Origin of the sequence: Embleya sp. NBC_00888 (genome assembly GCF_045207655.1) — a bacterium.
GTDB lineage: Bacteria > Actinomycetota > Actinomycetes > Streptomycetales > Streptomycetaceae > Embleya.
In genome coordinates this window covers 3055316-3067373 of the sequence record NZ_CP108784.1, presented here as the reverse complement: position 1 = coordinate 3067373, position 12058 = coordinate 3055316, and the positions used below count along the sequence as shown (strand labels likewise).

The 12058-nt window shown below is 70.6% G+C and carries 13 protein-coding genes; 2 read left to right on the top strand and 11 right to left on the bottom strand.

Annotated features, from left to right (window positions below):
* Positions 1–5: 5 nt before the first annotated feature.
* Positions 6–1076, bottom strand: a complete 1071-nt coding sequence (locus OG948_RS12375) for a M48 family metallopeptidase (RefSeq protein ID WP_406296198.1) — start codon at positions 1074–1076, stop codon at positions 6–8.
* A gap of 159 nt (positions 1077–1235) precedes the next feature.
* Between OG948_RS12375 and OG948_RS12370 the strand changes: the two genes are divergently transcribed.
* Both OG948_RS12370 and OG948_RS12365 read left to right on the top strand, forming a co-directional pair.
* A complete protein-coding gene (locus OG948_RS12370) occupies positions 1236–1385 on the top strand; it encodes a hypothetical protein (protein WP_406296197.1) in 150 nt (49 codons plus the stop codon).
* Positions 1386–1523: 138 nt separating this feature from the next.
* Positions 1524–2924 (top strand): TerD family protein, encoded by a 1401-nt coding sequence (locus OG948_RS12365; RefSeq protein WP_406296196.1) that lies wholly within the window; start codon positions 1524–1526, stop codon positions 2922–2924.
* Between the two features lie 122 nt (positions 2925–3046).
* Here OG948_RS12365 and OG948_RS12360 read toward each other — a convergent pair whose 3' ends face one another.
* From OG948_RS12360 to OG948_RS12315, 10 genes are all read right to left on the bottom strand, one after another.
* A complete protein-coding gene (locus OG948_RS12360) occupies positions 3047–3316 on the bottom strand; it encodes a hypothetical protein (RefSeq protein WP_406296194.1) in 270 nt (89 codons plus the stop codon).
* Positions 3313–3624, bottom strand: coding sequence for a hypothetical protein (locus OG948_RS12355; protein ID WP_406296192.1), 312 nt, complete (start codon positions 3622–3624; stop codon positions 3313–3315). The genes OG948_RS12360 and OG948_RS12355 overlap by 4 nt, the downstream gene beginning before the upstream one ends.
* Before the next feature lie 11 nt (positions 3625–3635).
* Positions 3636–4421 carry a peptidoglycan-binding protein gene (locus tag OG948_RS12350; protein WP_406296190.1) on the bottom strand — a complete coding sequence of 262 codons (786 nt, stop codon included), beginning with the start codon at positions 4419–4421 and terminating at the stop codon, positions 3636–3638.
* A gap of 302 nt (positions 4422–4723) precedes the next feature.
* Positions 4724–5458, bottom strand: a complete 735-nt coding sequence (locus tag OG948_RS12345; protein WP_406296188.1) for a hypothetical protein — start codon at positions 5456–5458, stop codon at positions 4724–4726.
* Positions 5458–6564 (bottom strand): hypothetical protein, encoded by a 1107-nt coding sequence (locus OG948_RS12340; protein WP_406296186.1) that lies wholly within the window; start codon positions 6562–6564, stop codon positions 5458–5460. Before OG948_RS12340 ends, OG948_RS12345 begins: the two co-directional genes overlap by 1 nt.
* Entirely contained in the window at positions 6561–7640 is a 1080-nt protein-coding gene (locus OG948_RS12335; protein ID WP_406296184.1) for a hypothetical protein, read from the bottom strand. The genes OG948_RS12340 and OG948_RS12335 overlap by 4 nt, the downstream gene beginning before the upstream one ends.
* 159 nt (positions 7641–7799) lie before the next feature.
* The gene (locus OG948_RS12330; protein ID WP_406296182.1) at positions 7800–8711 is read right to left on the bottom strand and encodes a phage distal tail protein; all 912 of its coding nucleotides are present in this window, start codon (positions 8709–8711) and stop codon (positions 7800–7802) included.
* Positions 8708–9784 carry a hypothetical protein gene (locus OG948_RS12325; RefSeq protein WP_406296180.1) on the bottom strand — a complete coding sequence of 359 codons (1077 nt, stop codon included), beginning with the start codon at positions 9782–9784 and terminating at the stop codon, positions 8708–8710. Before OG948_RS12325 ends, OG948_RS12330 begins: the two co-directional genes overlap by 4 nt.
* Positions 9785–9882: 98 nt before the next feature.
* Entirely contained in the window at positions 9883–10779 is an 897-nt protein-coding gene (locus OG948_RS12320) for a phage tail protein (protein WP_406296178.1), read from the bottom strand.
* The gene (locus OG948_RS12315) at positions 10776–12056 is read right to left on the bottom strand and encodes a hypothetical protein (RefSeq protein ID WP_406296176.1); all 1281 of its coding nucleotides are present in this window, start codon (positions 12054–12056) and stop codon (positions 10776–10778) included. The genes OG948_RS12320 and OG948_RS12315 overlap by 4 nt, the downstream gene beginning before the upstream one ends.
* Positions 12057–12058: the final 2 nt, after the last annotated feature.

Sequence of the window (12058 nt, the reverse complement as noted above, 5' to 3'; positions counted from 1 at the left end):
GATGATCAGGCGCCGCCGCCACCACTGTTGTTCGCCGAGGCCGCGCCCGGTTCCTCGCGGCGGCCGGTGAACTTGTCGCGCAGCTTGCCGCCCGCGTCCGCAGCGCCGTCGGCGAGGTCGCGGAGCAGGCCGAACAGCGGGTCCGTGGTGGTGCGTACCGACTCGCGGTAGGCGTTCGCCGAGGCCTTGGCCTCCTCGCGCACCGACGCGTTCGGGTCGTCCGCACGACGCGGGTACTCGCCCGCGAGTATTCGCGCGTACTCCTCGCCGTCCGCCCACTTGCGCAGCGCGGCAACCCGGACCACCGGGAACGGGTGCGAACGGCCCAGCAGGTTCATCAACTTGAGCACACTGTCGCGCAGGTCGCCGGCGCCCTCGTACTCGGCGGCCTGCTCCAGGAACGCGTCCGTGCTCATCTCGTGCAGCTGCGAGCCGCCGGCCACCTTCATCAGCGCGCGCATCGACACCTCGGGGTCCTGCCCGACCAGCAGACCCGCACGGTCGCAGGACAGTTCGGACTTGCGGAACCACTCCTGCAACGCGGTGATGATCGCGTGCACGCCCAGCGAGCCGAGCGGAATCCCGGACAGCGCGGAGGCGAACCGGGTCAGGATCAGCAACATCGTGCGGTACACCGCGTGCCCGGACAGGATGTGCCCGGTCTCGTGCCCGATCACGGTGCGCATCTCGTCGTCGTCGAGCAACTCGACCAGGCCCGAGGTGACCACGATGAACGGCTTGTCCATGCCGATCGCCATCGCGTTCGGCTGCGGGTCCTGGGTGATGTACAACTCGGGCACGCCGGGCAGGTCCAGGATGTACGCGGACTCGCGGACCATCTCGTGCAACCGGCGGAACTGCTGCTCGCCCGCGCGCACCGAGCCTGCGAGGAAGGCGAGTCGGATGGCCCGTTCGGACACCATGCCCGACATCTGCTTGAGCACCGTGTCGAACCCGCTCAGCCGGCGCATCGCCACCAGGGCGGTGCGGTCGGCGGGATGTTCGTACGCCCGGGAGGAGATTCCGGGGAATCGCCTGCGCCCCTCGAAGGTCTCGATCGTCTTGTCGTCCGGCATACCCAGCCCCCTAGCCTCGACCAATCTGCCCCCAGACTAGGCGCGTCCGCCGCCCCGGGCCGAGGGTCGTCCCCGGAACCTGGCCGCGCGACCCGCTCTCGGCGCCCGTACGATGTCGTGCGCACACGTCGGCAAAAACTACGCAAGGGCTGACCACGGATGACCCCGCACGCGACGACCGTCCTCACCACGCTGGCCAACGAGAGCGGCAAGCACGAAAACCTGAGCCCGGTGGGTGCCGGCATCGGTGCGCTGGCCGTGCTCCTGATTCTGCTGTTCGTGGTGACGCGGTTCAACAAGGACCGCTGAGCACCTGTCGTCCGATCCGGATCCCGGGGTCCGGATCACCGATACCTCCCGTGATCGCCGAGCCGGCCGTTGCCGTCCCGGCGGTTTGCCGTGCGCGTTAAGGTGACGCCAGGTCAGGGGAGGCTGGGGGAGGACCCGATGCGCACATTCGCGATGGGCGAAAAGACGAGGCTGGACGATTCGGCCATCAGGGTGGAGTTCGACGTGTCGGGCGAGGGCCTGGCCGCGTACTGCTTCAGCCTGGGCACGGCGGACCTGGACGTGGTCTGTACGGCCCGGCCGGCCTCGCTGATCAGTGCGGTCGCGCTGGTGGCCGGGGGCACCGGGACGGCCGAGTTCCATGTGGACCTGTCCGCCGTGGACGACGCGGTGGACCGCCTGGTGTTCGCGGTCGGTGCGCAGGCGCCGGGGTTCGGCGCCGGGTCGCTGCTTCGGCTGCTCGGCGCGGACGGCGAGATCGGACGCTTCGTGCTGCCGGTCGCGGAGCTGACCCGCGAACGTGCGCTGATCCTGGCCGAGATCTACCGGCGGGACGGCTGGCGCTTCGGCGCGGTGGGCCAGGGCTACGAGGCGGGCGTGGACCAACTCGTGCGCGATCTGGGCGCGGATCCCGAACAGACGCTGATCGTGGCCGCGGTGATGGCGCACGAGGACGTGGTGGAGGCGGTGGAGCCGGCGACGGACGCGGCGGTACACCCGCCCGTCGGCGATCCGGGGCCCGAGGGCGCGGCGCCCGGGGAGGCGACGCCCGAGGACCGGGAGCCCGAGGACGCGAAGCCCGCCGATGCCCCGCCCGAGGACGTGCGGCCCGAGGACGTGCGGCCCGGCGACGCCGCGGCGGCGGGAGCGGAACCGGAGCCGGTCGCGTCGATCGCTTCCGAGCCGGTGGCCGAAGCGGTGGTCGAAGCGGTCGACGAACCGGCCGCGCCCTCCTCGGCGGAGCACGAACCGGCGCCCGCCCCCGAGCCGTTGCCGGCGCCCGCCACCGGCGAGACCCCGCCCGCCGGTGTCTACGAGGGACGCGGCGACAAGGTCCTGTCGATCACCCGCCCGGTCGAGGCCGGTCCCTTCCTGGTCGAGCTCGAGGGACGCGGCACCGACAACTTCGTGGTGTGGACGCTGGACGCCGACCTTGAGACGGACAAACTGCTGGCCAACGCGATCGGCGCCTACCGGGGTCGGGCGTTGGTGGACGAACGCAGCAGCCGCACCTCGCGCCTGAAGATCGAGGCCGACGGCGCGTGGACCGTGCGGCTGTTCGGCCCGGACGCCGCCCGGCCGCTGACCGAGAGGCTGACCGGCACCGGCCCGGAGACGGTGCGCTGGGCCGGTCCGCGCACGGTGCTCGCGATGACGCATCGGGGTACCGGAAACTTCATCGTCGGCACCTTCGCCGACCACGGCGGCGACGAGTCCTATCTCGGCACCCTGGCCAACGCGATCGGCGACTACGAGGGCGAGTCGATCCTGCCCAAGGGCCCCTGCCTGATCGAACTCGAGGCCGACGGCGACTGGACGCTGACCCCGGTCCTCGACTGAGCGCTCCTTCGCGACACGCCGAGCCCCCGACCCCGAACCGGCTCACCCCCCAACCGCCGAAAGCCCGGGCCGCCCGTCTCCGATTCCGGAGACGGGCGACCCGGGCATGGTCGCCCGCCCGCTCAGGACTTGCCGGACGCCTGCCACAGCGCGACACCCAGACCGGCCAGCCCGCTCATCGCGGCCAGTGACGGCAGCGGCCACCGGGCCCGTTCCAGGGCGGCGATGCGGTCGTCGTGCTCCGCGACGACCTTGTCCGTCTGATCGGCGCGTTGCAGCAGCAGCGCCAGATCGCCGCGAGTGGTCGCGAACCCGACGTCCACGCTGCGCCGCAGTTCCACGAGTTCGAGCGCGACGGTCGTGGTGCCGTCACTCGGTTGATGTACCGTCACGAAGCCTCCCGGGAGTCGGTCCCCGGTGTCGGCCCAGCGGTCCGGATGCCGATTGGACCGGACGAGGGATCCGGGGCGGGGTCCGCGTCCGGGCCGGGATCGCGCGAGCGCAACCAGCCCGGCAGCAGCGTGTCGATCATCGGGAGCGCCATGATCCGGGTGATCGCGCCGGCCACCGCGAGAAAGATCGCGACGCCCGCCGTGTGTTCGGGGACCCCGGCGGCGGTCAGCAACATCGGGGCCGCCGCGGCGAGCGCCACCGCGCCCTGGACGAGCGTGCGCAGGGTTCGGGTGGTCGATTCCTTCATGGCCTGCCCTCTCAGCTCCACAGCCGGCGCCAGGATTCCGGCCCGGGGTATCCGTCCGCGTCCGATCCGGTCCAGCCCTGGGCCCGCTGGAAGTCGGCGACGTTGCGCCGGGTGTACTCGGTGAAGACGGGGCCGGGCTGGTAGCCGTCGCCGTCGTTGTGGCGGGTGAAACCCTTCGTGATCAGCCGGCGGTCGAGTTCGGTCACCGCCGGGTTCGCGACGTCCAGCCGGAACGCGGATCGCCCGGGGAAGGACGGCACCCCGCCGGTGGGCGGCGGCGGGATGTCCTCGCCCGGCCGAGGCGCGCCCCGACCCACCCACGCGGAGAGCGGGCCGCCGGGGCAGTCGGTCGCGTAGCCGTCACGGTGGCCCTTGATCTCGTCGCCTGCCGGGCCGTGCGCCCGGCAGTGCTCGATCGCGTCGCGCAGCCCGTGCAGTTGCGCGTCGGTGGGCGTGGTCGATCCGGAGGATCCGACCAGCGCGCACACGGCGTAGTGCCGTTCGTTCAGGGACGTGGTCCCGTTCGCGGAGTTGCGTCGTTCCAGGCCGCGCCCTTCGAACACTCGGCCGTGCTCGCAGACGACGAAGCTGTAGCCGATGTCGGACCAGCCGTTGCCGTCCATGTGCGAATCCTGCAGCCGCCGCACGTAGCCGGCGCAGCTCTCGTGCTCGCCGAACGTGTAGGCGGTGCCCAGGTAGTGCACCTTGACGCCCAGTCGGGCGGCGCGGTAGGGGGTCGCCCCGTTGGGGGTGCGATAGGAGCGGGCGCCCCATTGGGCGCGGGGGACGAGTTGCATGGGTGCCCTCCTCGGGCAACGAAAAACCCGCGGACACGGGGCCGCGGGTCGGGGTGGGAACGTCGATCGGGTCAGGGCGTGCCGGCCGCCTCCACACGCGCGGCGAGGCCGGTGTCGCCGGAGGGGGAAGCCGACCCGGCGGAGGCGTTGGGGTCGGCTTCGGCGGAACGCGCGGAGCTCGGCCCCGGGTCGTACGGCGCGTGCGTCGGCGGTTCACGCTCGGGATCCGGTGCCGGTGGCACGGGCAACAGGGGGGTCGTCGATCGGGGTGCGGCCGGCGGGAGTTCGGACACGACGTACTCCTAGGTCAGCTTCTCGTGGGTCCAGGCGCCGATGACGTCCGCGCGGAGGGCGCCGGTGCTGCCGGTCATGCGACCGACGAGTTCGACGCGTACCTCCGACATGTGCCCGCCGGGCAGGTCGAAGGGGCCGAACCGGTATTCGTCCGCGTAGAACTTCACCGGTTGGGCCGAACCCTGGGCCACGCCGTCGAGCAGGACCCGGATTTCACCGAAGGTGCCGTCGGTGTCGGTCGACGCCTGCGCGGCCACCGAGATCTGCGGCTGCTGCTTGTAGAACAGGCCCGTCACCAGCGTCTTCTGCGTGGTCCCGGACACGAATGGCCAACGATCCCAACCCCCGGGAAACGACGCCTTCATCGGCACCGGCAGATAGGGCCGGCCCAGGCCCGCCTCCGTCGTCTTGACCACGTGGTAACCGCGCGTGTCGAACAGCACGAGATCCTGCGGAGAGTCGCCGCCGGTGAACAGGGCCAAGGCGACGCCGCCCTTCTCGCGGGCCAGGAAGGTGCCACGCTGCGGGCTGCCGTCCGGATGCCTCGGCACGATCCAGCCGGACCACAGGATGGGATCCGGGCCTTGGCTGCCGACCATCAGCCGGCCGCCCTCGCCGATGGTGAAGTCCCCGTTGAACACCTTGTTCATGGCCGGTCGGATGTTGGCCCGGCCGGCCAGTTCGCGCACCTGGTTCTCCAGCGTGCGCAGTCGGTCCAGGAGATCCTGCGGAATAGCCGCCATCAGCCGACCTCTTCTTCCAGGAACAGCCGAGCGGTCTCGGCCTGACCGCGGTCGGGTGGGGTCACGGACATGCCGACGATGCGGTAGCCGCGGTCGAATCCGCCCGGATACCAGACGTCGCGCACGCGCAGGCGCACGCGCGCGCCGAGGAGGGCCGGGGTGATCCGGCCGTCGAGCCGTACGGTCACCTCGGGGATCGTGTGCTGGGTCCAGGCCCGGTTCAGGTCGGCGATCGCGTGTGCCTCGAGCGTGACGGAGTTCTCCACGGTCGAGTGGTCCGACGAACCGTCCAGCCGGGGCCAGCCCGCGCCGATGCCGTCGGGCACGGTGTGCAGTTCGGACATCTGCGGGTAGGAGACCTCGGCCTGGTTCTCGTTGAGGGAAGCTCCCCGGGACTGCCAGTGGGTGGCCCGTCCGGTGCCGTCCTCGGGATAGCTGTAGGACAGCACCGAGCCCGGGAAGTCCAGCACGATGTCGGCGGAGCCGCCGACGATGCGGGGGTGGCCCAGTTGCAGTTCCTTGATCCGACGTCCCGTGGTCGGATCGCGGTAACTGGCCATCCGCCACTCGAACCCGTCGTCCATCTCGGCGAAGCGAGTCAGCAACTCGCCCACCCGGGGCAGGTCGTGGTGATCGATCTTGAGATCGCGACGGACCCCGCTGAGCTTCGACCAGTCGAGCACGATGTCGAGGTGGCCGCCCGCCTGGGTCTGGGCCCACGTGACGACGTCGCGCACGACGTCGAACTGGTCCCGGTCGGTGAAGGTCTGCGTCTCGAACACGATCCGGTGATCGAGATAGCTGTCCCACGTGGCCGCCTGGATCTCCAGCCCGGCCGGGCCGCCGCGCGCGGGGCCGGTGCGGGTCGCGGTCCACACGATGCCGCCCCACCAGATGTCGCCGTCGCGTTCGAGCCACACCGCGGTCCGGGCGGGCACCACCTTCAGCGCCCGCCGGGCCAACTCCTCGTTCGGGACCGGGATCGTGCCGGAGAGCGATCCGGGCTTGCCGATGTAGTCGTCGAAGGTCAGGCCGGTCAGCGGCAGGGCGTCGATGACCTGGTCGGAACGCAGATCGCAGAACAGGGCGCGGTAGGTCGGACTCACGAAGCGGCCTCGTAGCAGAACGAGATGGTCAGGAAGTCGCCGGCCCTGGGGCCGTTCGGGAAGGGCACGTCGCCGAGATTGCCCCAGACGAAACCGTGGCTGTCCTTCTCGACGTACACCTCGCCGGTCGCGTGCGTGATCTGCGCGACGCCCGTGTACGCCGCGACCCCACTGCGGAAGGCACTGGCCGATCCGGCGGCGAAGTCGGCGGTCTCCGGCGCGGGGTAGGGCGGGATCGGCAGCTTCCAGAACCAACCGGCGGACCCGGTACCCGGGTTCGTCCCGCTGCCGATGGTCAGTCGCAGGTTGCCGAAGACGGTGCGGCCGATCCGGGCATAGCGCAGTTTCAGCTTGCCGTTGCCGATCGAGGCTGTGCCGTCGGTCGACCGCCAGGCCGGGGTGACCTCGCTCCAGGCCCCCCACGTGCTCGGGGCGATCGTGCCGGGCAGGTCGAACTCCTGCCAGGCGGCTCCGGTCCATTGCTGGAGGCGGCCGGCGGACACCCGGACCTGGCCGACGTGCCCGCCGTCCGCGAGGTCGCTCGCGGGCAGGATGCCGCCGACGGCCACGGTGTAGGTGCGCAGGTCGTCCAGGGCGCTCGCCCAGGTGATCCCGCCGGTGCCGGCGGACGCCTTGGTCGGGACGCGCACGCGCCACAGCGGCAGCGCCGTGGCCGGTACGGCGGGCGCCGCCGGGGTGGCCGTCGGCGTGCCCTTGATGATCTCCAGAGCCGCGCCGCTGACCGCCGAGGCGTCGTACACCTTGTCCTTGACCCGCAGTACGACCAGGTCGATCCGGCCGAACTGCGGGTCGCCGTCGGCGAAGGTCAGGGTCTCGGCCTCGCTCAGGGCGACGGGGTAGGCGCCCTGCAGGGCGGTGCCCTGGACGATCGCGCGGCCGGGGGTGATCCGAAGCTGCATCGCCGAGGCGCCGCTCGCGGCGAACGGGGTGCCGCCGGGGAGGACGCCCGATCGGCTGGTCAGCGCGTCGGCGGGGGTCATGGCGCCGAGCGGGGCGAGGCGCGTGTCCTCGCGCGTCTGCCCGCTTTCGAGCAACCAGGCACTGCGTACTGTCATGACGGTCTCCGGGTTCGAGCGTGATTCGAGTGGGAGTCGAGCTTGATTCGAGCTTGAATCGAGCTTGAATCGACCTCGATTCGGGCTTGATTCAGGCTGATTCGAGCTGTTTCGAGCTGGATTCGGACAAGGTTCCGGTGCGGGACGGTCGGGTCGGGCTCACCAGTGCGCGGTGCGCCAGCGCACTTCGGCACGGGCTCCCGGGCCGCCGGACGCGGCGCGGAAGGAGAGCAGCGTGTCCCCGGGGTCGAAGGTGAACAGCTCCTCGGGCGCGCTGCCCGACTCGGCCGTTTCCTTGCGCGAGGCGGTCCCGTTCAGAAGTACCGATCCGTCGGAGGTGTCGACGGTCAGTTCGTCTCCCTGCGCGAGTTCGATGTCGTAGGACAGCGCGACGCCGGTGGCGGGAAGGCGCAGGCTCGGTCGATCGCACGGTCCGCGGAAGGTGATCAGCGGGGCGATCGGCGCACTGCCGTGATGGGTGACCGTCAGATCCCCCGTGGAGCCGGCCCGACCCCAGGCCAGCGGCCAGACGAGTGGCCAGGTCAGGCCGTTCTCGCGACTGGGCAGTTCGGTGCCCAGCAGTTGCTCCTCGGGCTCGTAGCGCCGCGGGTCGGTGGCCTGCCACTGGACGGTGGCCTTCGCGACGCCCTGGCCGACGAACCGCTGATCCGTCGGGACGACCCGCTGCAGGACCCGGGCCTTGCACGCGAGCGTCTCGCCGTGCAGCCGGACGGCCAGCCACTGCTCCCGGTGGTCGACGGCGGTGGCCCGCCGCAGGGCGCGTACGTGCTCGCGGATCTCGTCCGCGCCGGCGCCGGGGTCGGGCATCACCCACACCTGCGCGGTGATCGTGCGCGGCCCGGCCCACAGCGCGCCCGGCCACGAGCCGTGGCCGGCCGGACGGGCGGCGTCGCCCGTGTCGATCGCGGGCAACTCCTCCCAGCCGCCCAGGCCTTCGCTCGCGATCCGGAACGGGGTACCAGGGCCGAACAGCAGGCCGGCGAACTGCACCTGGCCGTCGCCGGTGATCAGCGAGCCGGGGTGGATCTCGGTGGCGGCGGTGGTACTCATGCCGACCCCACCGCGTTGCCGATCTTCCACACGGAGACCTCGCCGGAGTTCAGGGCGTAGCCCCCAGCTCCGCCGTGGGCGCGAAACTCCAGGAAGGTCCCGGCGGTCTTGGCCACCACCGTGCCGGACGCGACGCTCGTCGAGTTGCCCGAGCTGCCGCGGATCGTATTGGCGACGACGCCGGGACCCGCGGGGCTTTGCACGGACCAGATCCGACCCTCGTTTGCCCCCATCGCGCCGGGCCAGTTCCACTGGCCGGCGACGGCGTAGACACCGGGGGACGGGAGCAGGATCCGGGTCGGTTGCGCGGGCGACCACATGCCCGCGCCCGCGGTGTTGCCCGCCACGATCTGCTGCCACGGCAGCATGACCTCGGCGGAGGCCGGGAAGACCGGCTTGTCGGCAACCCCCAGCCGGATGAACGGCGGCTCCGGGGCCTGGTAGGCGACCCAGCCGTTGTCGCTCCAACGCTCCAACACGCCCGCGTTGTCGCGGTATTGGCCCACGTAGGCACCGTTCCCGACGCCCGCGGCGGGCAGGATGCCGCCCAGGCCCACGGTGTGGCGCCGCTTGGAGGTGACGGCGGTCTCCCAGGCGATGCCGCCGGTGCCCGCGGATACGCCGGCAGGGATCGCCACCTGGTGGAGCACCTCGCAGGTCTTGGGCACGGCCGGTGGCACGGGGGTCGCGGCGGGCGTGCCGGCGAGCACGTCCAGCACGGCCTCGGTCCGACCGGACGCGTCGTACGTGTGGTCGAACACCCGCAGCACCACGAGGTCGACGCGGGGCAACAGCGGGTCGCCGTTGCCGAAGGTCAGTTCGGTCGCGGCGTCGACGGTGACCGCGTATCCGCCCTGGGCGGCGGCGTGTTCGCCGCGGATCCAGGCCTGTCCGGGCGAGACGCGCGCGCTCATCGGCGTACCGCGGCTCAGGTCCAGACCACCGGGCACGCAGCCGCCTCGGGCCGAGATCGGGAACTGTGGTTCGGGGGACATGAAGACGCCCGCGGCCAGCCGGTGGTCCTCCGCCGTCATGCCGCTGGTGAGTCGTCCTGCGCGTACACGTACTGCCATGTGTCCTCCTGGAGGACGGGCCGCGAGCGGAAGGGCACTGCCGGATCGCGCACGGCGGGTGGATGGGCCGGAACGGCCCGGTTTCGGTCCCCGCGGATCTAGAGAAAGGCGGAGCGCCAGGCGAGGTCGAGGCGCGCGGCGGGCTCGGCGTCGGCGGCGCGGAAGTCGATCAGGTTGTCTCCGGGTGCGAGCACCCAGGACTGTTCGGGAATGCTGCGCGAGGTGGCGGTGTGCAGCCGCGACGAGCGGTCATCGGCGAGTACGACGGTGCCCTCGCTCGTGTCGACGGCCAAGCGCTCGCCCGGACCGAGGATCAGGTCGTACTCCAGCGTCAGCCCGGTGGTGCGATTGACCAGCCGCGGTTGTCGGACCGGCCCGGTGATCGTGATCGCGGACCAGGCCGGGGTGTTGCCGGAGTTCACCGCCAGGACGGATCCGGTGACGGTGGTGCCGCCGTAGACGAGCGGATAGTTCAGCGGATACGTCATGCCGGCGCCGCGCCGGGGCAACGGGGTGGTGGCCGATTGTTCGGCGAGTTCGTAGCGGTGCGGGTCCGCGCAGATCCACTGGACGGCGGCCTTCGCGACGTTGCCGACGACCAGTTGGCGATCGGCGGGAAGCGCGCGCTGGTGCAACCGGGCCTTGGCGATGTGGGTTCGGCCGTGGATCCGGACGGCGAGCCACTGCTCGTCCCGGCCGGGGGCGGTGGCCCGCGCGAACAGGTCGAGCGCACGGGCGGTGTCGTCCCGATCCTCGCCGAGCAGCCACACACTCGCGCCGATGACGCGCGGCTGCGCCCAGCGTGCTCCCGTCCAGGAGCCGTGCTGCCACGGTCGGGGCGCGTCGGAACTGTCCAACTCGGGCAGGTCGAACCAGCCGGTGAGCCCCTCCGCCGCGAGGTGCAACGGGGTCCCCGGCCCGATCAACAACTCGCCCCACTGCACCTGGCCTTCAGCGGTGATGAGCGATCCGGGAGCAATGCCTGTCCCGGTCATCCGCGCGCCTTGGCCAGGAACATCAACTGCTCGGCCGTCTGGCGAGCGCTGCCACTGTTCGACTCGAAGTAGTTCTCGATGTGGAAGCCGCCGCCGGAGCCGGCGGCATTGCCGGCGATGTTCCCTGGCGAATCCGTCGACGCCGTCATGGCCGAGCCGACCCGACGCACCGCGTCGCGTAGCTTGCCTCCGTCGGGCACGGTCACGAGTTGGCCCATGGCGTTGTCGACGGGCGACTGGGTCGCCTCGATGCCGAGTACCAGGCCCTCGCCGATGTTCACGCCCATGTCGCGCATGACGCGCGACGGCGACCAGATTTTCAGGACGTCGGCGAGCTTGTCCTTGATGCTGCCGGCGAGACGTCCCGCCAGGTCGCCCACCTCGGAGAACTTGTGCTGGATACCGTCGATCAAACCCTGGACAATGTCCGTGCCCTTGCCGAAAAGCAGTCGGCCGAGGTCACCGAGGGCATCGGTGACCTTGCGCGGGAAACCGGTGAGGAAATCAACTGTTTCGTTGAATTTATCGGTGACGGCGCGTTTGGCATTTCCGAACCACTCGCCGAACTTTCTCGGCAGGTCGCTCAGCCCTTCGATCACCGATTTGGCGGTGCTGATGGACGATTTGATGACCGACGCGATGACCTCGAATACCTTGGACATCACTTCGCGGGCCGTCTTGGACTGCATCACCATTTCGACGATCTTGGCGATGAACGGTGCCAGGATCGTCATCAGCAAGCCGAACAAGTTCGCCTTCATTGCGCCATTCAAGCCCTTTTGCGCACCCTCGGCTCCGACCAGTCCGCTCTTGAGTCGGTTGAACATTCCGCCGCCGTCGCTGGCGTTCTTGTTCGCCTTGCCCATCGACTTGGCGGTGTCATCCGTCCTGTCCTGGACGTTCTTCAGCGAGTCCTTGACCTCACCGGCTTTCTTCTTGAGTTTGTCCAGGGCCTCTCTGAAGCGGTTCGACTGGCTCGAGGCCTTGGTGACGGCACTGTCGGCGCCGGCGGCGGATTTCTTGATGCCGTCGATGCCGCTTGCGGCTTGTTTCCCGTTGTTCTTGAAACTGCCAACCGTCCTGCCGAGCTTGTTTGCGGACGAATTGAGACGTTCGATGCCGGGGGTGGCCTGGCTCGCGGCGTTCTTGATGGTCCCTACTGCGGACGAGGCACTGCTGACATTGCCTTTGAGGCCCCCGAGTGTGCTCCCCGCGCGCGCAGCCGAATCACGGAGACGTTCCATGCCCTTGGCGGCATCGTTCAACTGAATGATCATGC

Bases quoted from the DNA above. Each gene is read 5' to 3' on its own strand.
- OG948_RS12350 (WP_406296190.1), bottom strand. From the start codon at position 4,421: ATGCAACTCGTCCCCCGCGCCCAATGGGGCGCCCGCTCCTATCGCACC.
- OG948_RS12365 (WP_406296196.1), top strand. From the start codon at position 1,524: ATGCGCACATTCGCGATGGGCGAAAAGACGAGGCTGGACGATTCGGCC.
- OG948_RS12355 (WP_406296192.1), bottom strand. From the start codon at position 3,624: ATGAAGGAATCGACCACCCGAACCCTGCGCACGCTCGTCCAGGGCGCG.
- OG948_RS12320 (WP_406296178.1), bottom strand. From the start codon at position 10,779: ATGACCGGGACAGGCATTGCTCCCGGATCGCTCATCACCGCTGAAGGC.
- OG948_RS12345 (WP_406296188.1), bottom strand. From the start codon at position 5,458: ATGGCGGCTATTCCGCAGGATCTCCTGGACCGACTGCGCACGCTGGAG.
- OG948_RS12330 (WP_406296182.1), bottom strand. From the start codon at position 8,711: ATGAGTACCACCGCCGCCACCGAGATCCACCCCGGCTCGCTGATCACC.
- OG948_RS12370 (WP_406296197.1), top strand. From the start codon at position 1,236: ATGACCCCGCACGCGACGACCGTCCTCACCACGCTGGCCAACGAGAGC.
- OG948_RS12375 (WP_406296198.1), bottom strand. From the start codon at position 1,076: ATGCCGGACGACAAGACGATCGAGACCTTCGAGGGGCGCAGGCGATTC.
- OG948_RS12315 (WP_406296176.1), bottom strand. From the start codon at position 12,056: ATGATCATTCAGTTGAACGATGCCGCCAAGGGCATGGAACGTCTCCGT.
- OG948_RS12325 (WP_406296180.1), bottom strand. From the start codon at position 9,784: ATGGCAGTACGTGTACGCGCAGGACGACTCACCAGCGGCATGACGGCG.
- OG948_RS12335 (WP_406296184.1), bottom strand. From the start codon at position 7,640: ATGACAGTACGCAGTGCCTGGTTGCTCGAAAGCGGGCAGACGCGCGAG.